Source organism: Pseudoalteromonas sp. GB56 (assembly GCF_054923835.1).
On sequence record NZ_JBPCHK010000003.1, the window covers coordinates 471418 to 496849 of the forward strand.

At 45.1% G+C, this 25432-nt stretch carries 24 protein-coding genes and 1 riboswitch; of the genes, 9 read left to right on the forward strand and 15 right to left on the reverse strand.

Annotated elements, in window-relative coordinates; genetic code table 11:
• Positions 1 to 100 precede the first annotated feature (100 nt).
• Genes ACH19P_RS17540 through ACH19P_RS17550 form a run of 3 tightly spaced genes read right to left on the reverse strand, consistent with a single transcriptional unit; the run spans position 101 to position 2176 of the window.
• Positions 101 to 1570, reverse strand: coding sequence for an FAD-binding domain-containing protein (locus ACH19P_RS17540; RefSeq protein WP_462159907.1), 1470 nt, complete (start codon positions 1568 to 1570; stop codon positions 101 to 103).
• On the reverse strand, positions 1563 to 1862 hold the full coding sequence (locus tag ACH19P_RS17545; RefSeq protein ID WP_462159908.1) for a hypothetical protein: 300 nt from the start codon (positions 1860 to 1862) through the stop codon (positions 1563 to 1565). Before ACH19P_RS17545 ends, ACH19P_RS17540 begins: the two co-directional genes overlap by 8 nt.
• A 56-nt stretch (positions 1863 to 1918) precedes the next feature.
• On the reverse strand, positions 1919 to 2176 hold the full coding sequence (locus ACH19P_RS17550; protein ID WP_462159909.1) for a DUF3081 family protein: 258 nt from the start codon (positions 2174 to 2176) through the stop codon (positions 1919 to 1921).
• A 91-nt stretch (positions 2177 to 2267) separates the two neighbouring features.
• Between ACH19P_RS17550 and ACH19P_RS17555 the strand changes: the two genes are divergently transcribed.
• Positions 2268 to 3230, forward strand: a complete 963-nt coding sequence (locus ACH19P_RS17555; protein WP_462159910.1) for an MBL fold metallo-hydrolase — start codon at positions 2268 to 2270, stop codon at positions 3228 to 3230.
• On the opposite strand, the gene ACH19P_RS17560 is transcribed toward ACH19P_RS17555, so the two are convergent.
• Positions 3220 to 4017, reverse strand: coding sequence for an AraC family transcriptional regulator (locus ACH19P_RS17560; RefSeq protein ID WP_462159911.1), 798 nt, complete (start codon positions 4015 to 4017; stop codon positions 3220 to 3222). The genes ACH19P_RS17555 and ACH19P_RS17560 overlap by 11 nt on opposite strands.
• Before the next feature lie 76 nt (positions 4018 to 4093).
• On the opposite strand from ACH19P_RS17560, the gene ACH19P_RS17565 reads away from it, so the two are divergent.
• A complete protein-coding gene (locus ACH19P_RS17565; RefSeq protein ID WP_462159912.1) occupies positions 4094 to 4906 on the forward strand; it encodes a TlpA family protein disulfide reductase in 813 nt (270 codons plus the stop codon).
• A 2-nt stretch (positions 4907 to 4908) separates the two neighbouring features.
• On the opposite strand, the gene ACH19P_RS17570 is transcribed toward ACH19P_RS17565, so the two are convergent.
• Positions 4909 to 5067 (reverse strand): DUF2256 domain-containing protein, encoded by a 159-nt coding sequence (locus ACH19P_RS17570; protein WP_462159913.1) that lies wholly within the window; start codon positions 5065 to 5067, stop codon positions 4909 to 4911.
• Positions 5068 to 5326: 259 nt separating this feature from the next.
• Here ACH19P_RS17570 and ACH19P_RS17575 point away from each other — a divergent pair, with 259 nt between their 5' ends.
• Together ACH19P_RS17575 and ACH19P_RS17580 are read left to right on the forward strand one after the other, a co-directional pair.
• Entirely contained in the window at positions 5327 to 5653 is a 327-nt protein-coding gene (locus tag ACH19P_RS17575) for a hypothetical protein (protein WP_462159914.1), read from the forward strand.
• Positions 5654 to 6154: 501 nt separating this feature from the next.
• Positions 6155 to 6239: riboswitch (cyclic di-GMP riboswitch) on the forward strand.
• A gap of 176 nt (positions 6240 to 6415) precedes the next feature.
• Positions 6416 to 9295, forward strand: a complete 2880-nt coding sequence (locus ACH19P_RS17580) for an Ig-like domain-containing protein (RefSeq protein WP_462159915.1) — start codon at positions 6416 to 6418, stop codon at positions 9293 to 9295.
• 136 nt (positions 9296 to 9431) lie between these two features.
• Here the strand turns inward: ACH19P_RS17580 and ACH19P_RS17585 are convergent, their stop codons facing one another.
• From ACH19P_RS17585 to ACH19P_RS17610, 6 genes are all read right to left on the reverse strand, one after another.
• Entirely contained in the window at positions 9432 to 11735 is a 2304-nt protein-coding gene (locus ACH19P_RS17585; RefSeq protein ID WP_462159916.1) for a hypothetical protein, read from the reverse strand.
• Between the two features lie 461 nt (positions 11736 to 12196).
• Positions 12197 to 12748 carry a DsbA family protein gene (locus ACH19P_RS17590; protein ID WP_462159917.1) on the reverse strand — a complete coding sequence of 184 codons (552 nt, stop codon included), beginning with the start codon at positions 12746 to 12748 and terminating at the stop codon, positions 12197 to 12199.
• Positions 12726 to 12980, reverse strand: coding sequence for a hypothetical protein (locus ACH19P_RS17595; protein ID WP_462159918.1), 255 nt, complete (start codon positions 12978 to 12980; stop codon positions 12726 to 12728). The genes ACH19P_RS17590 and ACH19P_RS17595 overlap by 23 nt, the downstream gene beginning before the upstream one ends.
• A gap of 32 nt (positions 12981 to 13012) precedes the next feature.
• Positions 13013 to 14095: a sigma-54 interaction domain-containing protein gene (locus ACH19P_RS17600; RefSeq protein WP_462159919.1), complete on the reverse strand. Its 1083-nt coding sequence runs from the start codon at positions 14093 to 14095 to the stop codon at positions 13013 to 13015.
• Positions 14096 to 14105: 10 nt separating this feature from the next.
• Entirely contained in the window at positions 14106 to 14384 is a 279-nt protein-coding gene (locus ACH19P_RS17605) for a hypothetical protein (RefSeq protein WP_462159920.1), read from the reverse strand.
• Between the two features lie 220 nt (positions 14385 to 14604).
• Entirely contained in the window at positions 14605 to 15531 is a 927-nt protein-coding gene (locus tag ACH19P_RS17610; protein WP_462159921.1) for a LysR family transcriptional regulator, read from the reverse strand.
• Positions 15532 to 15639: 108 nt separating this feature from the next.
• Here ACH19P_RS17610 and ACH19P_RS17615 point away from each other — a divergent pair, with 108 nt between their 5' ends.
• The 3 genes from ACH19P_RS17615 to ACH19P_RS17625 all read left to right on the forward strand — a co-directional run bounded on the left by ACH19P_RS17615 (position 15640) and on the right by ACH19P_RS17625 (position 20677).
• A complete protein-coding gene (locus ACH19P_RS17615) occupies positions 15640 to 18351 on the forward strand; it encodes a TonB-dependent receptor (RefSeq protein WP_462159922.1) in 2712 nt (903 codons plus the stop codon).
• A gap of 62 nt (positions 18352 to 18413) precedes the next feature.
• On the forward strand, positions 18414 to 19262 hold the full coding sequence (locus tag ACH19P_RS17620; RefSeq protein ID WP_462159923.1) for an N-formylglutamate amidohydrolase: 849 nt from the start codon (positions 18414 to 18416) through the stop codon (positions 19260 to 19262).
• Positions 19259 to 20677 carry a YfcC family protein gene (locus ACH19P_RS17625; protein WP_462159924.1) on the forward strand — a complete coding sequence of 473 codons (1419 nt, stop codon included), beginning with the start codon at positions 19259 to 19261 and terminating at the stop codon, positions 20675 to 20677. Before ACH19P_RS17620 ends, ACH19P_RS17625 begins: the two co-directional genes overlap by 4 nt.
• A gap of 95 nt (positions 20678 to 20772) precedes the next feature.
• Here ACH19P_RS17625 and ACH19P_RS17630 read toward each other — a convergent pair whose 3' ends face one another.
• Positions 20773 to 21015: a YdcH family protein gene (locus ACH19P_RS17630; RefSeq protein WP_462159925.1), complete on the reverse strand. Its 243-nt coding sequence runs from the start codon at positions 21013 to 21015 to the stop codon at positions 20773 to 20775.
• 198 nt (positions 21016 to 21213) lie between these two features.
• Here ACH19P_RS17630 and ACH19P_RS17635 point away from each other — a divergent pair, with 198 nt between their 5' ends.
• Together ACH19P_RS17635 and ACH19P_RS17640 are read left to right on the forward strand one after the other, a co-directional pair.
• Positions 21214 to 21732 carry a DUF6622 family protein gene (locus ACH19P_RS17635; RefSeq protein WP_462159926.1) on the forward strand — a complete coding sequence of 173 codons (519 nt, stop codon included), beginning with the start codon at positions 21214 to 21216 and terminating at the stop codon, positions 21730 to 21732.
• An 80-nt stretch (positions 21733 to 21812) separates the two neighbouring features.
• On the forward strand, positions 21813 to 22061 hold the full coding sequence (locus ACH19P_RS17640) for a TIGR03643 family protein (protein ID WP_462159927.1): 249 nt from the start codon (positions 21813 to 21815) through the stop codon (positions 22059 to 22061).
• Between the two features lies 1 nt (position 22062).
• Here ACH19P_RS17640 and ACH19P_RS17645 read toward each other — a convergent pair whose 3' ends face one another.
• From ACH19P_RS17645 to astA, 3 genes are read right to left on the reverse strand one after another with little or no spacing between them, the layout of a single operon-like run.
• On the reverse strand, positions 22063 to 22866 hold the full coding sequence (locus ACH19P_RS17645) for a 2-oxoadipate dioxygenase/decarboxylase family protein (protein WP_462159928.1): 804 nt from the start codon (positions 22864 to 22866) through the stop codon (positions 22063 to 22065).
• Positions 22867 to 22905: 39 nt separating this feature from the next.
• Positions 22906 to 24366, reverse strand: coding sequence for a succinylglutamate-semialdehyde dehydrogenase (astD, locus tag ACH19P_RS17650; protein WP_462159929.1), 1461 nt, complete (start codon positions 24364 to 24366; stop codon positions 22906 to 22908).
• A 9-nt stretch (positions 24367 to 24375) separates the two neighbouring features.
• A complete protein-coding gene (astA, locus tag ACH19P_RS17655) occupies positions 24376 to 25410 on the reverse strand; it encodes an arginine N-succinyltransferase (RefSeq protein ID WP_462159931.1) in 1035 nt (344 codons plus the stop codon).
• Between the last annotated feature and the right edge of the window lie 22 nt (positions 25411 to 25432).

A 25432-nucleotide genomic window follows, 5' to 3' on the forward strand; every position in this document is an offset into this window, starting at 1 on the left:
AAAAAAGCAGAGACGGGGGAGTCTCTGCCTACCCATAAAGGGAAGAAGTCTGCTTTCATAGGGAAAAGCAATATAGTTACGGTGCGAAAAAAGAAAAGGATCAAAATAATTTTAATTGTTTGGTATTTTTTCTCGGGTTCGCTTTTCTGGTGGGCCTTTTTCGGCTTGCATGTGTGTTTATAACACGTTGGGTTTCACCCTCTTTTACATGCGCTTTGTAAAACGCCGAGATTTTTTCTTTGGCGTGGCGCAGGGCAACGTCCGGAGGCACAGTGGGTCTGTCGTATTTATCCGTTTTAAGATTGGTGTATAGCCAAGGTGTATGAATAAACGCATTGGGTACATGGTCGAGCTCTGGAAGCCAATGACGAATAAAATGACCGTGTGTATCGTATTTTTGCCCTTGAGTGACGGGGTTATACATACGCCATGGATTGATGCCCGTCGTCCCCGATTGCATTTGCACTTGGGGATAATGAATGCCTGGCTCGTAATCGATAAACTGCTGCGCTAAAAAGGCAGCAGGCAAGTGCCAATGTAACCACAGCTGATAACTTGCAAACGCAATGAGCATGGCGCGCATCCTAAAATTAAGCCAGCCATAATGGTGCAGGTAGCGCATACAGGCGTCGACAAAGGGCACCCCAGTGTAGCCTTGACACCAACGCTCGAACTGGATTGGATCAAACTCACTTTCCCGAAGCGATATTAAATCTTGGTGTACTGCTTGCTCACAATAACGGGGTTCAGATTCGAGTTTCTGTACGAAATGACTGTGCCAATGTAATCGTGAGACAACTGCGTCACGATTACCTTCTAGTGGTGGCATAGCGCACAGTTGATTCATGGTATCTCGCAAGCTCAACACGCCATACGCAAGATAGGGACTTAAGCGTGAACAGGCTGTGCCACTTTTGACGATAGAGGATATGCCGAATCGGTATTGGTGAATACGATGTGACAGGAAACTATGGCGCGTCTTTAGGGCCGCAGTGTGGCTGCCGTGCTGTGCTGAAATTGCTTTTAGCTCGTCATTTCCTGGGTAGGTATCAAGCAGTGCTAAACCATCATGATGCGCAATGAGGCTGTGCAATCGGGTGGGACTGGGGTAACAACCGTGTTCGAGCCAGCCAGTGGCACGGGTTTGCCATGTATTTCTATCTACCTCGCCATGAAAAACCGCTTGTTGGCGGTACGTATTGATGGCGACACCATTTTTATCGCACCACGCGAATACAGCTTGGTCTCGTTTATACGTCCAAGTGTTGCCTGTTTCCTGATGGCTAAAAAGTGTATCGATAGCCGCATGCTGGTGGATACGAGCGAATACTTCACGCACATCCCCCTGTCTTATTAGTAGATAGCCGCCAATTTTTTCCAATTCAACGGCCAATGAACGTAGCGCTTGAGCGACAAAAGAAAATTGCCGCATGCTGGTGTCATTGAGTTGCCAATACTCAGGTTCGATCACGTAGACAACAAGGGTTGGCTTGCCATTGAGTGCGGCGAAATGAAGAGGCGCATGGTCATTGAGGCGAAAATCTCGCTTTAACCACACCAGGTTAATCATCTAATACGCCCTTGAATAACAGCGGATAGCGACGTAGACGCCTACCTATGTAATCATCACTCAATAATTGGGCGCACAGGGAATCAATGTCTTGATGGGCGGCAAACACCCAATCAAAGCGTTCAATAGCAAGCAAAAACCCGCGCTTTAAATGTGGCTGTTGGCGATAGTACTCAAGGTTCTCCCTGATGAGTGATATTTTGTGTGGTTGCTGCTTTAAGGCGTCGACAACTCGCTCGATGTGATTTTGTAACGGTGCCGGAGTGGGCCTATATCGCCTAGGTCTGTGCACGTAAAACCCCTCATATTATACAAAGTGGTTTATACGCTTAACCTATGAGGGGAAGATCAATCATGATGGGCGATGCTGAGCACTTTGTTCATAAAATCTTCTTTGTTTTTATCACTTTGATAGTCAAGGTGATAGGTATTGTGAAATCCAAAACGTAGCAATACACCGCTGCCTTCAAGGTAGACCGTGTAGCCATCGATATCACTGTAGGCGTAGAGGCCTTGGTACAATTTACCTTTTTCGGTTTGTTCTCCGTGTTTTTGAATTTGCTCGTATACATTGAGCAGGGTTTTGGTATCGATATCATTTTTCATGACTGGTTATCCTGATAAATGTGCCTTAGTGTTATTCTTTGGGCGCGCGTCGTAAAATTAAACTCAGATACAAAGATAGTAGGAAAAAGAATTGCGAGTACAAGTATTAGGAAGCAGCTCAGGGACGCCCACAACGCAAAGAAACGTATCGGCTTATGCGGTTTTTCGTGACGATTTAAAACCTTGGTATCTTGTCGACTGTGGTGAAGGGACGCAACATCAAATCCTCAAAAGTGCGTTATCTGTTTACCATTTGGAAGCCATCTTTATCACCCATAAACACGGCGATCACTGTTACGGGCTTCCCGGTTTAATTGCTTCTGCCGGCCTATCGGGTCGAACACACGCTATGTATCTCATCGCGCCGGATGAAGTATTGTCGATGGTGCGCGCGACTATGGAAATGACTGAATTAAAGTTACCTTTTGAGCTGAATCTAGTGAGTATCGAACAATGCGCACAGCAGAGTTTGTCATGGGTGGCTGTGACGTGCAGCGCACTCAAACATCGGGTAGCAAGTTACGCCTATAAATTTGTGGAAACACAGATCGTACGCAAATTAAATATCACCAAGCTTGCTGAAGATGGTATTACCAGTGGCCCTCATTACAATCGCCTACAACGAGGAGAAAATACCTCTTTTAATGGCCAAACACTGCTTAGTGACGACTACACTTTTTTTGCATGGCCGGCACGAGTGATCATTGTTTGTGGCGATAACGAAGCGCCAACGTGTTTAGATAAGGTGATTGCAGGAGTGCATTTGTTGGTGCACGAAGCAACCTTTCTCGCAGTAGATTTGAGGAAAGTGGGCTTTCATACCGGCCACAGTGATGTTGAGCGAGTTGCAGAATATGCCCAAAAGCACGAAATACCTAGCTTGTTACTCACTCATTTCAGTGCCCGCTATGGTGGGGAGCAGTGCATGGCAAGGATTAAAGACACCGCACAAGAGCGCTACAACGGCAGGCTCTTCATCGCTGCTGATGGCATGACGGTTGAGGTGGATAAACAGGGCCAGACGCACCTAGTGCAAGGTGATTTTAACGACTAATCGGAGCCGTTTTCAACGCTCTATATTCCCTAGGTGTCATACCGACTACTTGCTTAAATTGGCGAGTGAAATGGGCTTGATCTGCGAAGCCGATATCATAGGCGAGTTGGGTCAGTGACGTCTTGGGATGAGCCTTGATGCTGGCTCTGGCAGTGGCGACTTTCTTTAAGATATCAATGGTTTTTAATGGCAAGCCAATTTGATTCAAAGCGTGGCGTTCAACCGTGCGCTTGCTCATATTCAAGGTATTCGCAACCACTGTACTGTTACTGTACTCGTTAATTAGTTTGGCACTTAACTTCACATTCGCAGTCCTTTGCTCAGTGCTGGTTTTTAGCAGTTGCTCTGCAAATTGTGAAAATGTCATCTGTGAATGTAGTTTCGACAACGAGGTGGTGAGCGATAAGTCTGCGATGGGCAGCAGTTGCCCTGTTAGCTCATGGGCACATAAGTTGATAAGTGACTGTTGCTGCCCAATATGAAATCGTGCACCAAACATGTGCGCTTGTGCGCTGCATTTAATGACTTGCGCCTGCACTGCAGCGCCACACACATACACCCCTTGTGCGAGCTCACGGTCATTGATATACACTTCGGGACCGCTCACCACGAATAAGCCCATCCGGCCATCGGCATGTAACAGTTGTTCATTCCAAGTGCTGTCATTGCCCACATTGGAAGACCAAAGCTCGGCAATAGATTTATCTTTAATTGCGTGCGTAGAGAGACCAAAGTGAGAAATAGGCTGTAATTCTCTGGCATATTTCTCAGAAGAGCGTAACGTCATAGATGTCGCTTTTTTTCAATTACTGGCACTAGCTTATTGCTATTGTTAACTCAGTACAATCTTTGAGAGCACAAAAATGAAACGATTATTGATATTAGTCTTAGCACTTGTTCCCACGCTTATTTTCGCCCACCCTTTGCAAGATGTGCGTGTTGTTGCGCTGCAGAGCCAGCAAAGTGTTGCGCTTGAAAACTATGCTCAAGAGAAGCCGCTTTATATTGAAATGTGGGCAACGTGGTGTAGCCCATGTATGAAGCAAATGCCGACTTTGCAAAAGCACTATCAAGAATTTGGTGAAGACATAGCGTTTTTAGCGGTGAATATCGATCTCAATGATGACTCACAGGCGATTCAGAAGGTAGTGGATAGATTTGGCCTTACAGTGCCGTTGGCTCAAGATACCGAAAGTTCATTATCAACAACGATGCAGTTAAACGGCACGCCACTGCATTTGGTTTTCAATCGTAAAGGTGATCTTGTCTATCGGACTCATGAGGCTGACGAGCACCTTGAAAAAGTCTTGGCGCAACTTAAAGAGGGCGTTGAGCTTGCAGCTATTGCTCCTACACAAAGTAAAGCGCAAGACTACGAGTTTGATACAGATATCGTGTTTTTTAGCGCAACGTGGTGTGAAACCTATTGGGCAACGCGCAACCCTAAAGCGGCTAAAGACTGTGAACAAGCAAGAATGCAAGTCAATGACATGCTCAAACAGGGAAAGTCAGTCACCGTTGTTGTATCTAACTTGTGGACCACAGACCAAGACGCAACCGCTTATAAGGGGGAGTTTGTGGACGAAGTGACGGTTGTAATTGATGAAGACGGTAAAATGTTCAAACGTCATGGTATCAAGTCCATACCTCGTATCTTGCAATTAGACACTCAGTAGCGCTAAACCGAATCGAAGCGTTGTGTTTTACGCATCTGGGCACAACGCTTCGAACAATATCTAACCTCGTGCCAGTTTAATTGCCACTTTTTACGCCATCGAAATTCCAAACCACAAACTGGGCAAATTTTGCTGGGTAAGTGCTGCTTTTGATGTGCCATTTCTAAAGTTTTTGGTCCTGTTTAAAGTTTCAAACGTATCATAAATCTCAGTAGATCAATGTTGTATTGGTCGCTTTAAATCACCCTTTTTAAGGGGCTGGGCGGAGGAATTATGGCACGGTGCGACAGAGAAAATAATGTTATCTGCACTACACAGACGTTTGGTGCAATCCATATCATTATGCTCTATGACAAAGTTTCATAGCGTGTTCAGATAAAACTGCTAACCTCAAGTAACACTTCTTTAAGGAACAAAACGATGAAAGCATATATTTACGTAGGGTTGATCGGACTCAGTCTCGTAACGGGTATGGCGTACGCTAAAGATAAAGATAAAGACAAGGACAAGCACGATCACAAAAGCTTGCCACCTGGCTTAGAGAAGAAAGTAGACAATGGTGGTGATCTACCTCCAGGATGGCAGAAAAAGCTCAGACGGGGTGATATTTTAGATCGCGACATCTATCGTCGTGGTAAAGTGATCAAGCCACTCGGTCGAGATGGTCTTATTTCGATCGAAGTAGATGGTTCTATCATTCGATTAATTGATGACACACGCGAAATTGTTGACATCATCACCCACTAACATGCCTCTTTGAAACTCGGGCTCACTCACTCGTTGAGCTCGTGTTTTCTTGATTCCTTACGGTATTATTGCCTGGCGGTGCAACGTGCATCTTCATCTCATATTTTAGCCTCACAGCGCTCGTCGCCAAACAACCAAGTAGGTTGCAAAGATGTAAACTGATGCTGCGAGTCTATGAACAAGTATTTTGAAAAGTTGGGCAACCATCCTTTAATCTCCGTACACCTAAACACCAATTACACTTTCACGGAAAAATTGAAAGTAGAGCCTATAGATACTGGATTGTCATTATATTCATGTTATTAAACTGCACGTTTTTTTGTTTTTTAAATAATATTTTATTCCTAGGAAAAAATGTTTAGTTCTTGCGTGTTGATTTTATTACACATTTAAAAATTGATTAAAAAAAGTACAATTTTGTTGTTGAGTTTTTTGCAATCATGTTGCTAAAATTATGTCCGACGCAGCGTTAGGTCGCATGCGTTTTTATGTTCGAAAGCACTCTCGAAATGGCAAACACCAAGTAATTGGTGGACGCAAAGCCACAGGCCCTACTAGTTAATTAGAGGGTGGCTGGGTTACCGAAGGAATGTGTTCTAGAGCTCAGTATTATTACTGAATGCTTTCGAAGTGATGTTTATACTTTGAGAGGGTTCAGTTGTGAGCACCAACCTTTGCACTTTAACGTCTACGAACACCACTTCCACAGCAAGTAAAGCTTGCGCGTATACCGCGCTAATGCTTGGTTTGAGTTTTACTGCAATGAAAGTACAGGCAGCAATGCCGCATGCCCAACAAGTTAAGTTGCAAACGCTTGAATTAACATCAATGGCCAAAACGAACAATGGCCAAGGCGTAATGTCTACGGGGCAAATGCTCGCAGTAGCACAAGAGCGTCAGAACACGCAGTACCATCTTCTCGGTCAAGACCCAAGTACCGTTCTTCGTACAATTATCCCACAAGCAAAACGTGGCAATATGCCAGCTGATGTTGCAGCTACTTTAGCTCAGAAAAAACAGATGACTGGTGATTTAGAGCTCGTTTATTTGGATTCTGAGGAAGAAGGTAAAACACGCCTTCGTTATTTCCTTAATACTGGCAACGAGCATATCGAGTTGTTTGTTCCTGCTAACGCTAACACTGACGCATTGAAATCAGGTGATAAATTGAGTGTGCGTGGTTGGCAGTTCACACAAAACACTGAACAACACACTACGACTCGACTGTTACTTGATAACGAATTATCGAGCTTGCAAGTACTCGCCGCTGGCGATGCATCAAGCGATGCGAATTCGGGTGTTGCTGCACCACTTTCAGGCACAACAGGTGAACAAAAAACCCTAGTATTGCTTCTGAACTTCCAAGATGCCCCAGATCTTCAACCATGGACAGAGCAAGAAGTGCAAGACATGGTATTTGGTCGCGTAAACGACTATTTCCTAGAGGCTTCTTATGGTCAAACATGGTTAAGTGGCGACGTGCGCGGTTATTACACTATGCCAATCGATACAACGTGCGACTACTTTGGTATGGACCAACATGCACGCCAAGTAGCACAGGACAATGGTGTTGATTTGAGCCAATACCAGCGCCTAGTGTACATGCTACCTAAAAATGACAGTTGCGGTTGGCGTGGCCAAGGCACCGTGGGCGGTACACCTTCTCGTGCATGGCTTAACGGCGAATTGAACCTAATGACGATTGGTCATGAGATTGGTCATAACCTAGGCTTGAAACACGCGAAAGAATTGAGTTGTGGCTCTGGTTATATTAGTGATTCGTGTGTTGCTGTTACTTACGGTGACAAATTTGACATCATGGGTAAGTCTGAAGGTCACTTCAACGCGTTTAATAAAGAGCGTTTGGGTTGGCTAACTCAAAGCGCGGGTGAAGTCGTGACTGCAAATGATGACGGAAACTTCATCTTAGAGCCGCTTACTGCTGCTGCATCAGGTAGCGCTAAAGCATTGAAAGTTCGCCGTGGCACAGACTCTTCAACAGGGGCATCACTTTGGTATTACTTAGAGTATCGTCAAGCGCAAGGTTTCGATTCATTTATGGCGGGTACCGCAGCCACGAATGGTGTATTGGTGCACTTAAACCAATCAAAAGATGACATCGAGAGCAGTCAAATCCTCGATATGACCCCTAAAAGCAGTATCTATGATCTTGATGATGCTGCGTTAGTTGCAGGGAACACTTATACCGATGAAGTAGCGGGTGTAAGTATTTCAACTGAGTGGGTAAGCGCAACAGCTGCAAGCGTTTCCGTTAGTTATTCAACCCAAACGTGTGCTGCTGCAAATCCTACACTTAATGTGTCACCTGTTGCGAGTGCATGGGTTGCTCCAGGGACTACGGTAACGTACAGCGCAACATTAAGTAATCAAGACAGCCTAGAATGTTCAGCGTCTGAGTTTACTGTTACACCCTCTGTTCCAGCAGGTTGGGTGGCAACACAAGCTACTGCAACAGTCTTACCAGGCCAAAGCGCTTCAGTTAGCTTTGAAGTGACTTCTCCAGCAGCGGCAACAGATGGTTTTTATGATATTGCTGTAACAACAGTGAGTGCATCCGATGCTCAATACACAGATGCAATGACCGTTTCCTATGTTGTAGAAGCGCCGGTTGCTCAATGTGAACTAGCAAATCCAACTTGGGTGTTAACTGCGAACAATACAGGCGCTGTAGAGGCAGGCTCTGTTGTTAACTATCAAGGCACACTTACCAACAACAACAGTGAGTCATGTGACCCAACGGACTTTGCTGTTGCGGCGACATTACCTGCTGGTTTTAGTGCAACTAACCAAACTGTAACGCTTGCTTCAGGTCAGTCACAGGCAATCGATTTAGACGTAGTTTCATCAACGAGTGTAGATGCAGGTGTGTATGACTTTAGTGTTGTGGCAAACAACCTAGCGCAAGCCCAGTATCAAGCGGCATTGACTGCAACCTACGTAGTGGCAGAGCCAGCCCCAGTGTGCATTGCGGGTGCACCGACTGTAAGTGTTCAAAGCACTGCAGGGGCAGTGAATCCAGGTCAGGAACAACTGTACACAGTGACCGTAACTAACCAGAACACTGACTGTTCAGCAGCCACTTACTCATTATCAATTATGACTCCAGCTGGCTGGTTCGCAGACACTGCGCACATGACGCTTGCGGATGGTACAAGTGATACAGTGACCTTGGCTGTCGTATCTTCAAACGACGCAACAGCAGGCACTTATGGTATGACGCTTGTTACACAGGATATCGAAAACAGTAACATGAGTGCCTATACCACGCTTTCATACAACATTGTTGCAGCGGTTAATCACGCACCCATTGCGCAAAGTGACGCGGTAACTATCTCTAGCAAAAGCGCAGTAACGATTAATGTACTAGCGAATGATTCGGACGAGGATGGCGATACATTGACTATCCGTTCTGTAACGCAGGGTAGCAAAGGTACAGTGACTGTGGGTACTAATGGCCAACTAGAATATACACCGGCGAAAGGCTTCAAAAATGGCGACAGCTTTAGCTACACAATTAGTGATGGTGAGTTGGAATCAACGACGACTGTAACGATCACTCTATCAACTGCTGATGGCGGCGGCACTGGAGGTGGCGGCAAAAAAGGCAAAGGTGGAAACTAATTATTTTACCTAGCTTGGGGGTAAAATAAAAGGAGCCGGGACTGAGTCGCGGCTCCTTGCTTGGTTTTAGCGTTTTATATACGCCGTACGAACACTGTTTTTCTAACTCAACATTCGCTATTCGCCATAGGCTGAGTTAGTTACCAAAGCCATAGACTTGGATATCAACTTTATTGATAGTTGCATCGCCTTCATCATCTTCCAATGTAATGATTAGTTCATTGAGTTGATTAATAGCGGCAACACTATCTAGGCCAGGTCTGTATTCAATGGTGAAGGCACAAGAGTATGTTGAACCTGGAGAACCATTATAAGTGAGAAGCTGACCTTGATTACATGCTGGGTAGTTTTGATTTTCATACGAACCACCAGAGTTAATCAATTTAAAGCCATCAACCGTCAAATCAGGCGAAGTCTCTTCCTCAGCGAACACATCAAATCCATCGAACAACATAGACGTTAAGGTTACATTCTCAATACCTGTATTGGTTAGTTCAACAATGGCCAGTAGACCTGCGCCAAATTTCACATCCGCGGCCGGAGCTGCTGGAATAAAGGTAACGCTCGCATCATCCATTTGCGTAACTGGGTCATTATCATCATCGATACCATTGATGGTTGCTACATTCACGTGCACCTCACCTGAGTTACCCGTCAAATCGCGACTGATACTACAACTTGCAGTTTCGCCCGGCATTAAGACGAAGTCTAACAGGTCAACGGGGCCGATAGGCATGTCATTTTTGGTATCGACCATACACTCATCAGTGAGATCACCAAACATGTCATCAAGTAACTCTTTAAAGGTCACATTATCCACGCCACTTCCGTCAACGCCGAACGTGAAGGTGTATTCAACAGAACGAGTTTGTGACGGATCATCGCCTGTCTCAGGCACTTCAATGGGGTCTGCTACTTTTTCTAGCGTGATGTTTGAAAGCACATTGCTGATCATTACTGTTTCTGATTCAAAACCAGTCGCTTCATCGCCTTCATTGTCGGTACCTTTTGCTGTCACTACGTTGGTGTGTGAACCGGCCATTTCGGCAGCAATCCATTGTGTGAATGAACACTGATAGAAGCCTTCGAAGTCTAATTGAGCACCAATTGCGCAATCGCTATCCATTAGGGTTGTGAGGTCACCGAACACATCGTCCACTAAGGAGGTGATAGTGATTGGCGAATCCCATTCAGGAGACGTATTTGTAACCGTAATTGTGTACGTCACATTGCCACCTGATTCAGGGACTTGACTCACATTCGCTTCTTTAAGCACCGAGATAGAAGGTGCAACATTCGTTAGCGTCACGCGTTTTTCATTACTACAGTGGTCGCCGAATGCTTGGTTTACATTACCTGGGCAAGTTGCGAGAGCCTCAATGCCATCACCATTTGAATCGTTGAGGGTTAGTCTCACGGTATCATCATAAAGCTCAGGGGTTTGATCATCAGGTAAATCTGAATCAACAATTGTTACAGTGAATTGACAGCTATAGGATGCGCCGCCCAACACTTCGCCGCCATTCGCAGGTTGAGAACAGGTGCTATTGGTTAAGTACACGCCATCGGCGGTACCAGCCGTAGTGGTCGCTCCCCATAAATTCACTGTGGTCTCAAAGCTATCATCACCGCCTTGGTCGATTATATCGTCAAGTGAAGTTAAGAATATCGATGCGCCAGAATTTGGATTAGTAAAACTTACAGAATAAGTGAAACTACCGCTTGGTTCAGTAGCAGTTGAACTTGCACTTTCTAAAGTTTTAGTAATTACAGGTGCACTTGGTTTAATGAAAATATCAATGTCGAATGCTTCACAACGACATTTTGAAGGTGTACCAGGAGCTGCCGGATCGTCCTCGCTACAATCAGCACCGTCTTTGTTGTGCCATGCAGCGCAGTAGTTAAAGTCTACATAACCAGAGTTGTCGTCATCACGACAAAACAGCGTAATTTCCTCACCAACATAGACGTGTGTTTCATCAAAGCCAGCCGCTTTAGAGATATCAGCACATTGGTCTTGGCCTTCTTCTAAATCTACGCCGGGTCCATTATTCTGCCCAAGTAATATAGAGCATGTGTTGTCAGGGTTAGAATCCTGTGCGCTCCAATTTCCTTCGGGAAGATACACAGAATAATCGTATCGTTCATTCGCCGTGGTGGTGATACTCACATCAGCTTTAAAAGAAACACTTGAGCCCAATTGACAACTTACGGCAGGTGAATCATCTAAATTTCTAATGTTATCAACACTCGTTACGCGAATGTCTTTTGCGGTACAGTTCAAGTCAAACCCAGCTTGTTCAGCCATACAGGCTTGTTCCATTTTCTGGGGGAAGAAAGATGCGTGTACGGGCGCGGTACTAAAACCATATAGGGTTGCTGTGCTAATCAGAGTAACGCCCAAGACTCTAATAAGCTTTTTACAGTTAAATCGTTTCATAAGCATGACCTCGTTAACCGTTAGTTTTTGTGTAACTAGTTGTGAGTGGGATCTTTCACTGCCATATATGAGCGATATGGGTGAAAGGGTACGTCCGTTTATTACTGCTTAGTCGGTGTTAAGTGTGAGCCTTCCATCGGCCGTAGAGAGTTGTCCAGACTACGGGGGGTGAAATTACACAGGTAGGCGTTTAGAGCAAAGATTGAACCAAGATAATAACACTATGATTTTTATGAAAATTTTCAAATTGGCTGAACTAAGGGTGAACAAAAGTGTTGCGTATGAGTAACAGTTTCTAAAATACACACGAAATTACACTGGGATTTCTTAATTAAATATTCAATATAATCAATAAATTGAAGGAGTGGGGAACACTGTTCACGAGGTCGGTGAACAGTGTGGACAGTTCCTAGAATGTGTCACTTGAAAATACACATCTCCTATAAGGTGCATTGGGAATGCTATTTAGCTTGGTTTTGCTCTAGGCTATCAAGAATGCCCGCGAAGGTCTCATAGCTCTGCGCACCTACCAATAACTGAGGTTTTACAAGTTGATTATTTTCTATTCGACCAATCAGGAAGCTAGGGGTGCCGCGAATACCCAACGATGAGCCATAACTCAAATCTCTTTCAATTTTTTGCATAATTTGTTGATCCGCTAAGCAAGTTGCAAATTCCTCGAGGTTTAGCGATAAATTTTCTGCACTTTGCTGATACAGTTCGTCACCCAAATTACGCATGTTGTTAAACAGCAAAGTACGCATTGGCCAGTATGCTTCTTGTTTCAAGCTACAATTTGCAGCAACGGCAGCACCTTTCGCCTTGGTATGAAATCCGAGCGGGAAGTCGCGAGTCACGTATTTAACCTTGCCTTTATCGATATAATTCGCTCTGAGTTTCGGGAATGTCGTATCAATAAATCGTTTGCAGTATGGGCATTGATAATCAGAAAATTCAACGATAGCCAGTGTTGCCGTAGCCTCACCGAGTTCAGGTAAGGTGCCCCCCCCCATTAATATCGTCTTGGGTGGGTAAGGTTTTTGTTTGCGGTTGTTGTGAAGCTTGGGCTATGACATGAATGTCACCGACTTGGCTTGCGACCGTGTTCAGTTGTTGTTTTAGCTCAACGATGTCAGCTCTGAGGGCTTTTACTTCTTGTTCCAATTGGGCGTTATCGTCTTGACAAGCAAAGAGCAGCAAGGATGACCCAAGCAACACAGCACGTGTTAAAAAGTGTGGTTTCATTTGATGGTCCTCATCAGGTTCACAGAGTCTGGTCACAATTTAATGTTGCACTTCTTAAGCAGACGATAAAAGGTCGTACGAGAAATGTTGAGATCCCTTGCAGCCGCGGAGACATTGTGATTGTTCTGTTCGATGGCATCTAACACCGACTGTGCGTCAATGTCATTTCTGCGTTGAACGAGGTCAATAACCCTGTCCTCTTCGTTGTCAGCGAAGAGCGCCTTTATACCCAAATCAGACTCATTAATGATGCCAGTATCGGTCATGATAATGGCGCGTTGAATTCTATTTTTTAGCTCTCGAACATTGCCAGGCCAACTGTATCTAAACATCAGATCAATTGCCGTGGAGGAAAAGGCAAGACTTTGATTTTGTGGCGAAAACTTATCTAGAAAATCGTTCGCCAACACGGGAATATCGTGCTTACGGTCGCGAAGGCTTGGTATCTCAAGTTGAATGATGTTTATGCGATAATACAAATCTTCGCGGAAAGTACCTTGAATGACGGCGTTGTCTAGATCGACATGGGTGGCAAAAATAACACGGCAATCCACTTCAATCGGTTTATTACCCCCGACGCGTTCGATAAAGCGCTCTTCTAGGAAGTGGAGCAAATTAATCTGTAACTCAAGGGGTAGGTCGCCAATCTCATCAAGGAATAACGTCCCTCCATTGGCACGTTCAATTTTACCTATGTATTGTCTTGCCGCTCCTGTGAAAGCACCTTTTTCATGACCGAACAGTTCTGAATGGATGAGAGTAGGTGGTAATGCGCCACAATTAACGGTAATAAAGGGCCCTGAACTGCGCGACGACAGTGAATGAATATATTGCGCGCACAAACCTTTGCCGGTACCGGTCTCTCCACCAATTAAGACTGTTTCGTCAGTACTGGCGACTTTAACCAAGGTTTGCTGCAGATCCCGCATAACCTGAGATTCGCCAAATACGAGCGAGTTGGGCTTGGTTTCGGCTTGTTCTTTTTGTGCAAGCATGCGCATTTGAGCCATGCCATATAAATGCCCAAGTGAGTGATCTAAGCGTTGCCAATCGATTGGTAGATGATGGTAATCCATGAAGTAATCGGTGAAACAATAACTAAGATTGCCAGCCAAAGAGCTACTGTCAGCTGAGAATCGCTAACCATAAAAGGTTGTTAAATTGTGATGACAGTTTCTCAACAGCCTTAAGTAAACATGCTTGTCTGACCGGTTCTATCACTGCGATAGCAACATAACAATTGTATTGCTCCACAATCGTTTCGGCAGACTCTAAAGAGTCGGCATCAATAAAATGCCACGTGTGATATGAAGCACTTTGGTCAGTTAAACACATATCCTCGGTGAAGTTCAGCACTAATACGTTTCTTTCCATGTGCGCTGTTGAGCTATGTTTGGTAGCCAAACTATTTCCTTAGTGAGCTGGTGCGTGCTAGAGCGACATCTTCGCGTACTAGTTTAAATTTTAGGATAGCCAGCGCGGTTAGCAAGGTAAAAGCATGATGAAACCTAAGTGAGATGGAGGGTAACAGTGGCTAAGTCGACGCACTTAGGAACAATCACAGAGGGATTTACTCAGGGACAAAAATTAATCACTTGTAAAAACGATGGCGGTGAGTTGGCATTCAGCGCACTGGCTCGAACTCATCAAAGTATTCTTTACAATGCGAGTAAAAAGCATGAGTCAGCCTGTTCATTTGCGTGGATGCTGAGGTAATAAAGCCATAGGTCAGCTCAATTTTTGGCACAAATGGCATTAAAGTCAGGCTATTATCTTTAAACTGTTGTGCCAACAACTCGTTGACGATAGCAATACCCACGTTATGTTTTGCTAAGGTGCAGGCCGTGGTAACCGTATGTGTTTCCACCCGCACTTTTAGGCGCACATTGTGTTGTAAGAATGCATGTTCAATTTGTTTGCGCGAGTGTCTGCCACTGCCCAGCAATACTAAGCTTTCGTCTTTCAAATCTTTCGGCGTTAACTGTTGGCGAGCGGCAAAAGCATGCTCACTCGACACCGCGCACACCAAATCGCTGGTAATGATAGGTTCGCACCACAGGCCCTCATGATTTTCTGGAAATTGGATAAAGCCACAATCAAAGGCTTTGTTAGCCACCAACTCCCGCGCGCGAGCAGGACTGTGGCTGTCTAAACTGATTTTTACATTGGGGTGGCGTTTGACGAAAGAAGCGACGGCTTCGGCTAAAGGCCCTGCAACAAAACTACTCGGGGCGACAATGTTTAACTCGCCCACATGGGACTCGTGGATATTTTTTGCAAGCTGCTCAACGCGATACACACTGGCCAGTGAAATTTCCACTTGTTTGTGCAGTGCGATTGCCTCGTCAGTGGGAAATAACCGGGCTTTTTCACGATAAAACAACGCAAAGCCGACATTATTTTCCAGCTGTGCAATTAAGCGACTGACCCCTGGTTGTGTTAATCCTAGCGATTTGGCCGCGCCTGTCGCTGAGCCCGTTTTCATCACCGCATCAAAGGCTTCTAAACTATTGAGGGTCATTTTATGTGTTGAGTCAGTGATTTTATTCATAACAATTTGTTATAGGGTGATGATGATATTTCATAATATTGCATAGACTTTGCGAGGGAGTAAAGTGAAACGCTAACAACATAAAAATAAACTCTCGGAGTGTGACAAATGGAATATTCAGGATTTAAGCAATCGTTGGTATCAATTTCTGTTGCTGCTATATGTATGACCGCCTCGCAGACAGCTTTGGCTGAGCAGGCAGAGGTTAAAAAAGACGTAGAAGTGATTTCTGTTACCGGCTCGCGTATCAAACGCCAAGCCGCGACGGCCAGCCCAGTACAAGATATCGACTTAGAAGCTTTGCATGCCAATGGTTCACTGTCGCTCGGAGAGGTATTGCAAGAACTGCCTTCCGTGGGCTCAAGCCTCAACGGCAACGGCTCGGCGGGCACCAGTCATGGTACTGCGAGTTTGAACCTACGCAACCTCGGTGCCAACCGCTCGTTGGTGTTGGTAAATGGTCACCGCTGGGTCAATGGTGCAGGTACCCGCGGTTTTCGCGACTTTGTGGACATGAACACCATTCCTCAGGCCATTATCAAGCGTGTTGAAGTACTGCAAGACGGCGCCACGGCGATTTATGGTGCAGATGCCATTGCAGGCGTTGTAAACCTCTATACCTATGATGATTTTGAAGGTCTTGAAGTAAAAACCTATTACGGTGAAACCACAGAAGGTGACAAAGAGACCTTCAATGTTGATTTATTAACAGGAACGAACTTAGGCGAAGCGAATCTCATGTTTGCGGCAAGTTATGTTGATCAAAAACCTGTGTATACCCAGGACCGAGAACTCACAGCTGTGCCACTTAATGGCTTAGCATCGTCAACACCCGAAGGTTTTTTTATTGAAAATAACTTGGCCGATGTGGTTGATTTCTCTATTCCATCGGCAGGTATTACCCGCAACCCAGGGGCAGACGGCAACACGATTGCTAACTGGCGTGCAGTGAACAGTGACGATAAGTTTAACCGCTATGACAACAACTATGTCATTGGCCCAAGTGAGCGCACTTCTGTATACACGCAACTTGTGATGCCTGTGGGTCAGGTGAACCTAAAGGCTGAGGCCATGTACAACCTACGTGAGTCTGATCAGCAGTTTTCACCGGCGCTGTCGTCAATTCGTGGCAGTCGTGGCTTTTACATTCCCGATGATTCACGTGTGAATCCGTTTGGGGTGGAGTTTTCAGGCAGCGATTTCCGCCATAGCTCATTTTTTATGAACAATGATTACCGTGTGAATGAGCAAAAAGTTGAAACCACTCGTTTTGCACTGGGCCTAGATGGTGAAGTGTTTGATGGTTGGACATGGGATAGCTTTGTGTCTTATGCAAAAAACAAAGGTGAATTTACCTCCAATAACCAAATGCACCTAGATAAGTTGGCGCTGGGAATGCGTGCGTGTGATACCACGGGCATAGAAGGTGATGTGTCAGATTTAGTTGCTGGCTGTGTACCCGTCAATATTTTCAACCCACTGACAGAAGAAATGGTCGATTACGTAAATTTCACTGGCCATGATGAGAACGAAGCCAGTCAGGTTGACTTCACAGCAAACATTAGCGGTTTTCTGTACGAACTGCCGGCGGGCGACATTGGCGCGGCGTTTGGTATTGAGTACCGTAAAGAAAAAGGTGAAGATACACCCGATAGCACGATCAATTCAGACCCACGTATCAATACCTATCGCACCACTTCGTCTTCGCCGCGCGAAGGCACCGTGGGTGAGTATGACCTAAAAGAAGCGTATGCCGAATTCAGTATTCCACTTTTGGCCGACAAACCATTTGTTGAATACTTAGAATTGAGTCTAGCAACGCGTTATTCCGACTACAGTACCTTTGGCTCTACAACTAACAGCAAGATTGGATTGCTGTACACCCCATTTGAGCAATTGTCGTTTCGCGCAAACTGGGCTGAAGGCTTTCGTGCACCGTCGATTTTGGAATTGTTTGAAGGTCAGCGCTTAACCTTTAGTGCAGTCAGCGACCCTTGCTCGGCGGATGCGAGTTTACCTGGATGCTCTGGAGTGCCTGCAGGCTATACTCAACCATTTACTAACGTGCAGGTGACCACAGGTGGTAACCGCCAGTTGGTGCCAGAAACATCGGAAAATAAAACCGTAGGTTTAATTTATGAGTCTGAATTCATTGAAAATTTCAGTTTCACACTCGATTGGTATGAAATCGAAATTGATAATACTATCAGTGAGTTCGGTGCCCAAAACAACCTAGATTTATGTGCCTATCAGAACAAGAACTGCGACACCATCACCCGTGATAGTACAGGCGAAATCATGGATATCTTGGATGGCCCAGTGAATCTAAACGCGACCCGCGTTTCTGGTATCGATTTTGTTTCTTACTATTCTTTACAAAGTGACTTTGGTGATTGGTCGTTTAATGCCAATATCTCTAAACTGAATGACCTCACTGAATACACGACCTTGTCAGATGGTTCAGTAGAAAAAGAAGACTTAGTGGGGACGGCTGCATCTCGTGAATCTTACCCTGAGTGGCGTGGTACGTTCTCAACTACGTGGAAGCATGATGCATGGTCAGCCAATTACAACTTGCGCTATATCGACTCTACAACTGAGCAAGTAGCTGGCGAGCCAAGAGGCATTGGTGCGGTAACGTATCACAACGTGTCGGCGGGTTATCAGTTTGAGAACAACATGGCGGTTAAGCTAGGCATAAATAACCTAGGTGATAAACAACCACCGTCGTCATTAACGAACTTGAATATCAACTTTGATCAAAACACCTACAACCCAACTGGTCGTTTTGTGTATATGCAGTTGACGTACAAACTTTAATGAAAGTCGTAACGCCTGCCCGTGTGGCAGGCCACTTTGAAATGCAGTTAGGAGATTGACCTATGGAGTCGGCTTTCACATTGTTAACCCCGCGCACGCCATCAGTATTGCCTCTCGTGTTTGATTCACCGCACAGTGGTATATATTGCCCAGACGATTTTGATGCGACTGTTCCTTTAGAGCAGATAAAAACGGGATGGGATGCCTACATCGACGATATTTGGCAAAGTGTTGTCGATGAAGGTGGACACCTCTTGCATGCGCATTTTTCGCGTATGTATATCGATCCCAATCGTGCACCGGATGACATCGACCCTGCGCTGTTAGATGAACCTTGGGATCAATGTCAACCTACTAAATACAGTGAGCGAGGAATGGGATTGATCAGGCGCTATGCACTTCCTGGTGTACCCATGTACCGTGATGCTTTGTCACGAGAACAAATAATTCAACGCATAATTCACTATTACCGCCCTTATCACAAGCAGTTACAGTCGTTACTTGATGGTTTGCACCAGCAGCATCAAGGCGTGTGGCATGTTGATTGCCACTCGATGAAGTCGGTAGGGAATGGCATGAATATAGATTCGGGAAGTGCTCGTCCAGACATCATTTTAGGTGATCTTGATGGTACTTCTGCAAGTGCTGAGTTTGTTGATATTATCGCCACTGCATTTTCCGATCAGGGTTATAAAGTAGTGCGAAATACGCCTTATAAAGGGGGCTATTTAGTCAGCCATTATGCGGATGTAAAAGCAAATCGCCATAGTGTGCAAATCGAGATTAACCGCGCCTTATATATGAACGAGCAAACCTTTGCCAAAAATTCGAACTATGCGCAATTCAAGAGCGATACTCGCTATGTTGCCAAACAATTAGCGACTTATGTGGCAAGGCTGGTGGGGCAATGACGATGGAGCAAACGCAAAGCCAAGAGCAAACAACTGCTGTCGCTAACAAAAAGCGCGGTATGAATCCAATCATCATCTTACTCAGTATATTGTTTTTAGCTATGTTACTGACCTATGTCGTGGACTCGGGGTCGTACGAGCGAAACGGTAACCTGGTCGTAGCGAACAGTTTCAAAGTGATTGAAAAAGATAAGTCACTGAGCAACCTTTTTGAATTCGAAAATGCCGAACAAATTAAGCCAGAGCCCGTTAGTATCGTTGGCGCCTTTATGGCAATCCCTGCTGGTCTAGAGCAAGGTGCTGGGCTTATTTTTATGGTGCTGATTATCGGTGGCATGTTTGGTATTTTGACCAAGGCGGGTACCGTCGATGCGGGACTCGAGCGACTACTTAGCCTGGTACAGGGTAATATCTATGTGTTGGTCATCATCCTAATGATCGCATTTTCGGCGGGTAGTACCTTTTTAGGACTGGCGTCTGAATACCTTCTTATAATCCCTTTGATGGTGGGCATGGCCAATCGTTTAGGACTGCCAAACATTATTGGGTTCGCCATTGTCTGTGTTGCGGTTAAAGCAGGCTACCTGTCATCCGTTACTAATCCACTGCCTTTAACCATTGCGCAACCTTTACTCGGGCTGCAAATTTTTAGCGGCGCAAGTGTGCGGTTTATGTTTTATCTCGCGTTCTTAAGCGTTGGCATCGTCTTTGTACTGTTTATGATTAAACGCCATGGCTTCAAAAATGAAGAGGTGCATTTTCACTCAGATAAACTTTCTAACCGCCATGTAGCCATGTTGCTGGTATTAGCGTGTGGTATTGCATTGTTAGTGTATGCCTCAACCCAATGGCATTGGAAGCACCATGCCTTAAGCGCCTATTACATAGCGCTTAGCATGCTACTCGCTGCGATGAGTGGCTTGAGTGCGAACAAAGCGGCGGAAGCATTTGTTGATGGAATGAAAAAAGTGCTCTTGGCAAGTGTGTTAATCGGCGTAGCGACCGCAGTAGCCGTCGTGTTGAAACAAGGGATGATTTTAGACTCTATCGTGCACTTTCTGATGTCGTTTATTGGTGAGGGTAATGCGTACATTGCCGCTACCGGAATGTTTGTGTCTCAGTTGTTACTGGATTTTTTAATTCCTTCAACCTCAGGTCAAGCTGCGGTAAGTATGCCCATTCTTGGTCCTGTTGGCAGTTTAACGGGTGTGTCGGAACAAACGACTATTGTCGCTTTTTTATTTGGTAATGGCATTACCAATATACTGACCCCTACATCAGGGACCTTACTCGCCTATTTGGCAACAGCGCGCGTAGGTTGGGGGGAGTGGGCAAAGTTTATCTTCCCTTTATGGATTGCCTATATTGTCCTTGCAGTATTGTTATTACATGTTTCTGTGTATATCGGGTTTTAGCTAAGAAGGTGAGTCAGAGCTTACACACCCCGTTGAAAACTGTCTCTTGTCATATTGAAAACGAGTATGGCAAGAGACATCAATCTTCATTTTAGTTACGCGTTCGCTTTTAAAAATTCATATAACTCGTCTTTCAAAACCGCGCGCTGATGTTTCTTTTCATGCATGTCAATGTCGTCAATAGGTGAGTTTCTCAACTCCAGATTGCGAATTTCTTTGTCCATCTCGTCATAACGCTGCATCGTCTTCTTGAAGTGCAAATCCTTTTTCGCAAGCGAGTGTATTAAATCATTGTACTGCGGAAAATCATTCAGCAGCGAGTGTTTTTCACCAAGCATAGTGTGCCTCATATTTGGAAAATCATTGTGAGTTTGCAATATACGATGTACCCAATTTGGGTTTATTAAAGTAAATCAAAAAATGAGTGTTTGAGCCATATAAAAATAATAAAAATACTTTATTATGGACTTAATATAGTGTGGTGATTTATTCACCGAAAGATGTAGAAATAGATGTTTTATTCGTAAGGGTTAAGGATGATAATTGAAATTATAAAACACACACCGATTTGGGTATTTATTTTGTTCTTAGTACTACTTGGTGCGGGTATCCAACAAAGTCGGCAGCGAGAAGTAAAAAAATGGATTTTATGGCTCCTTCCGGCGGGAATGGTGTGTTTATCCTACTTCGGTGTCAGCTCTGGCTTTGGTGATAATGTGTTGTTGTCATTGTTCTGGGTGATTGGATTAGGCACCTGTGTTGCTCTGTTTGGCTTTGTGTGGCCGATAGGGGCGGCGACGTATCTCTCTGAGCGGAATAAATTTTTAGTTGAAGGCAGCTGGCTCCCGCTGCTGTTAATGATGGCCATCTTTTTCATTAAATATGCGGTTGCAGTAAGTAAGTCACTTGCTATTCCTGTGGTTGCAACGAAAGAATTTGCCTACGTTTGTGTCGTTGTTTATGGCGCATTGAGCGGTGTATTTGTTGCCAGAGCATTATCTATCTTGCGTGCTTCATCATCAGAGCGCCAAGCGTTAACACCTGCCAAGAACTAGTGCGACAAAATAAAGTTTTCCATTCAGTGATCGCAAAACCCTAATGCACGTTTAACTGTCAAAACAATCCAGAGATTCGCATGTTAAATGAAAGTGATAAATCTCGTGTTATAGAAATGGCATGGGAAGATAGAACACCCTTTGAGGCGATTGAAAGGCTTTACGGAATTGACGAAAATTTGGTAATCGCGTTAATGCGCAAAGAGTTGAAAGCATCGAGCTTTCGTTTATGGCGTAAAAGGATGTCTGGAAGAAAAACCAAACATCAGGCCTTACGTAGCCCCGATATAATACGGGGTTACTGTAAGACCCAATATAAGCACCGATAGCTTATCGAGCGTTTGTGCTCTCAAAGATTTTATCAGCAGACGCGGCAACAAACCCTGTGTAGATTTCACCGTCTGGCTTCAAATAGCGCAGTGCAAATTCATAGAAGCAGCTAGGAACAGCGTATTCACCATCGCTGAATGCTACCTTTGCATCGTCCGCAAGGGTAGATGATTGCTCAAGTAGCACCTCTGGAGAACCTTTGATCTCACCGCCAGACGTATTCAGGGCAAAACCTGCATCTTTAAGCTTTTGGTTCACTTGTTCGATAGTATCGAACTGAGCTAGGTGGTTAATGCTCACGGTGAAGTGGTTTGCACGATAACCCCAAGCCGCCATCCAAGCTGCGTACTCGCTCTCTTCTAGCAATGTTTTATACATCTCGTGGCTTACTTGCCAGTGTGTACCTGAGTATAAAAAGTTGTCTGCAGTTACTGCATCTTCTTCAATTTGCTCAACCATTTGGTGAACCACTTTTTGCAGTTCTTCAGAACACTTTTCAACTAACAGCTCAGAAATAAAGACTTTAGGTTGAGTAGGATTTGAGTGCTCGTAATGCTTGGCGTACAATTTTTTAGCTTCAAAGTGGTACTCACCACATTCTTTGTAGCCTACAGCTAAAAAATGAGCTGCTAGTTTCTCTAAACCCACTTTTGGTAGATTAAAAGTACGCAAGGCAATGTGATCGTTAATTACATCGTCTTGTTGTGTCGAACCCAAAAGCTCATGAACCTTTACTGCTGAAGGTGTTACCTCAAGGTAGTTATCCCAAAGCTTTTCAAAAAGCGTGTTTACATCGTTGTGCATGTTTGTTCCTTAACGCGTAGTTGCGTGAATTATTCTTTATTAAAGCATTAAGCCCGGCGCTAATTTTTCTGGTAATGTGCTTTTCGATGCTTCTACAGAAGCAACTGGGTAAGCACAATAATCTGCTGCGTAATACGCACTGGCGCGGTGGTTGCCGCTGGCACCAATGCCACCAAATGGTGCTGCACTTGATGCGCCTGTGATTGGACGATTCCAGTTCACAATACCTGCGCGAATACGCTTTAAAAAGTAATCGTAGTCTTGCTGTGAATCACCGAGTAGACCTGCAGAAAGACCAAATGATGTGTTGTTTGCTTCGTTGATAGCCGCATCGAAATCGCTGTAACGATAGACCTTCAATAACGGGCCAAAGTGTTCTTCATCTGCCATCGTGATGTTTGATACATCGACAATGCCTGGCGTAACAAAACCTGTATTTTCATCAAGATGCTTCATTTCTAACAATGACGTAGCGCCTTGATTTATAAGCTGTTCATACGCACTGCGCATGCCTGCTGCGGCTTTAGCACTGATCATTGCACCCATAAATGGTTGCTCTGGCGCAAAGCTATCGCCAATTTTGATGTTGTTGGTCACTTCAATTAGGCGCGCAAGAATTGCATCCCCTTGCTCGCCCGTTTCAATAAACAAACGGCGTGCACATGTACAACGCTGACCTGACGTAATAAATGCTGACTGCACGATATCGTGCACTGTGGCATCGATATCAGTCACACCTTTGATGATCAGCGGATTGTTACCACCCATCTCAAGCGCAAGAATTTTGCCTGGATGACCACCAAATTGTTGATGCAGTAAATGCCCTGTTTGAGAACTTCCAGTAAAGAATAGGCCATCAATGTCTTGATGCGACGCCAGAGCTTTACCTGTTTCAATCTCACCTTGTACAAGGTTGATGACACCTGCAGGAAGGCCAGCTTTTACCCACAATTCAAGCGTGTGTTGTGCCACCTTTGGCGTCAGCTCAGAGGGTTTGAAGACGACCGTGTTGCCCGCCAAAATAGCAGGAACGATGTGACCATTTGGTAAGTGGCCAGGGAAATTGTATGGGCCAAATACCGCAACCACACCGTGAGGTTTGTGGCGAATAAAAGCTTGCGCGCCTGGCATCGGGTTTTCGACGGTGCCGGTACGTTCGTTATAGGCCTTGATTGAGATCGCAATTTTGCCTGTCATCGCCCCGACCTCGGTGCGTGTTTCCCACACTGGCTTGCCCGTTTCTTCGGCAATGGTCACAGCTAAGGCTTCGGCGTTTTCTTTGAGTTGGCTGACAAAGCGCTCTAATAGTGCGATACGCTCTTCAAGACTGGTTTGCGCCCAAGAAAATTGTGCCGCGCGTGCACTTTTAACCGCAGCATCAACTTGCTCAGCAGTGGCACCTTGGCCTTGCCAAATTGGTTTATTTTTACTTGGGTTCAAAGAGGTAAATGTAGGGCCGAGACCTTCGACCCATTCGTTATTGATTAATTGCACTTGCATAACCATTCCTTAACGACTAGATAATGCGAAAAAGCGAACCGAGTCACCCTGTGTAACACCGAGGGTTTGGGCTGTTTGCGCATTTAAATAAAGTTGATGTTTGATGTCGCAGTACTGCACTGCATCAGAGAAGATGGCGCGAAAATCTTCGACCTTGTCATTACAAATTGCCCAGGTGGTCCCTTGTGGGCGCAGATCTTCTTTGATTAAAACAGGGCACACCTTTGACTGGCGTACCGTCGCGATATTGCCCAGTTTGGCTTCGATGGTTGGGCCTGCGTCGAACAAATCAACATAGCCACGGTGTTCGAAACCTTCGCGTTGTAGCAAACGCAGGGCTGGGGCCGTGTTCTCATGTACTTCACCGATTACTGCTTGTGCCTGAGGGCTCAATAGACTCACGTATATTGGATACTTGGGCATTAGCTCACTGATGAAGGTTTTATCTCCAAGGCCAACAAGGTGATCAGCCTCTGGGAACTCAATGGAGAAGAAGTGCCTTTGCAACCATTGCCAAAATGGTGAGTGGCCATCTTCGTCACTCACACCACGCATTTCCGCAATAATCGTGTCGCTGAAGCGGTCGCTATGCTCAGCCATAAATAAAAAGCGAATACGCGATAAAAAGCGCCCAGTTAAACCACGGCGATAGTCTTCGCGTAAGAATAAGGTACAAATTTCTGAGCAGCCCGTGTAGTCATTACACATTGAAAGGGTTTCTACTGTGTTGTACACGTCTAAACTCGGGCTGTGGTGTACCGATGTTGACACGCGGTAATGATACAGAGGAACACTCATACCAACAGCGGCTTCTATGCCCGTTGTGCCCACTATTTCACCTGATTCGGTGTCTTCTAACACAAATAAATAGCCTTCATCACCAGGGCCTTGTACAGACTTGGCGAAGCTTGATTGGGCTCGAGCGATTTTCGCTTGTAGGAGATCATCATCGACGGGCAAGGATGTAAATCCATGCCCTGACTCGATGGCTATTTGCTTTAACGCGGCGAAGTCATCGCCGCATATGGGTCTTAAAACTAGCATAAAAGTTATCTTCGCTAGCGGC

Bases quoted from the DNA above. Each gene is read 5' to 3' on its own strand.
- ACH19P_RS17540 (WP_462159907.1), bottom strand. From the start codon at position 1,570: ATGATTAACCTGGTGTGGTTAAAGCGAGATTTTCGCCTCAATGACCAT.
- ACH19P_RS17550 (WP_462159909.1), bottom strand. From the start codon at position 2,176: ATGAAAAATGATATCGATACCAAAACCCTGCTCAATGTATACGAGCAA.
- ACH19P_RS17560 (WP_462159911.1), bottom strand. From the start codon at position 4,017: ATGACGTTACGCTCTTCTGAGAAATATGCCAGAGAATTACAGCCTATT.
- ACH19P_RS17565 (WP_462159912.1), top strand. From the start codon at position 4,094: ATGAAACGATTATTGATATTAGTCTTAGCACTTGTTCCCACGCTTATT.
- ACH19P_RS17570 (WP_462159913.1), bottom strand. From the start codon at position 5,067: ATGGCACATCAAAAGCAGCACTTACCCAGCAAAATTTGCCCAGTTTGT.
- ACH19P_RS17575 (WP_462159914.1), top strand. From the start codon at position 5,327: ATGAAAGCATATATTTACGTAGGGTTGATCGGACTCAGTCTCGTAACG.
- ACH19P_RS17580 (WP_462159915.1), top strand. From the start codon at position 6,416: ATGAAAGTACAGGCAGCAATGCCGCATGCCCAACAAGTTAAGTTGCAA.
- ACH19P_RS17585 (WP_462159916.1), bottom strand. From the start codon at position 11,735: ATGAAACGATTTAACTGTAAAAAGCTTATTAGAGTCTTGGGCGTTACT.
- ACH19P_RS17590 (WP_462159917.1), bottom strand. From the start codon at position 12,748: ATGGGGGGGGGCACCTTACCTGAACTCGGTGAGGCTACGGCAACACTG.
- ACH19P_RS17595 (WP_462159918.1), bottom strand. From the start codon at position 12,980: ATGAAACCACACTTTTTAACACGTGCTGTGTTGCTTGGGTCATCCTTG.
- ACH19P_RS17610 (WP_462159921.1), bottom strand. From the start codon at position 15,531: ATGAATAAAATCACTGACTCAACACATAAAATGACCCTCAATAGTTTA.
- ACH19P_RS17615 (WP_462159922.1), top strand. From the start codon at position 15,640: ATGGAATATTCAGGATTTAAGCAATCGTTGGTATCAATTTCTGTTGCT.
- ACH19P_RS17620 (WP_462159923.1), top strand. From the start codon at position 18,414: ATGGAGTCGGCTTTCACATTGTTAACCCCGCGCACGCCATCAGTATTG.
- ACH19P_RS17625 (WP_462159924.1), top strand. From the start codon at position 19,259: ATGACGATGGAGCAAACGCAAAGCCAAGAGCAAACAACTGCTGTCGCT.
- ACH19P_RS17630 (WP_462159925.1), bottom strand. From the start codon at position 21,015: ATGCTTGGTGAAAAACACTCGCTGCTGAATGATTTTCCGCAGTACAAT.
- ACH19P_RS17635 (WP_462159926.1), top strand. From the start codon at position 21,214: ATGATAATTGAAATTATAAAACACACACCGATTTGGGTATTTATTTTG.
- ACH19P_RS17640 (WP_462159927.1), top strand. From the start codon at position 21,813: ATGTTAAATGAAAGTGATAAATCTCGTGTTATAGAAATGGCATGGGAA.
- ACH19P_RS17645 (WP_462159928.1), bottom strand. From the start codon at position 22,866: ATGCACAACGATGTAAACACGCTTTTTGAAAAGCTTTGGGATAACTAC.
- astD (WP_462159929.1), bottom strand. From the start codon at position 24,366: ATGCAAGTGCAATTAATCAATAACGAATGGGTCGAAGGTCTCGGCCCT.
- astA (WP_462159931.1), bottom strand. From the start codon at position 25,410: ATGCTAGTTTTAAGACCCATATGCGGCGATGACTTCGCCGCGTTAAAG.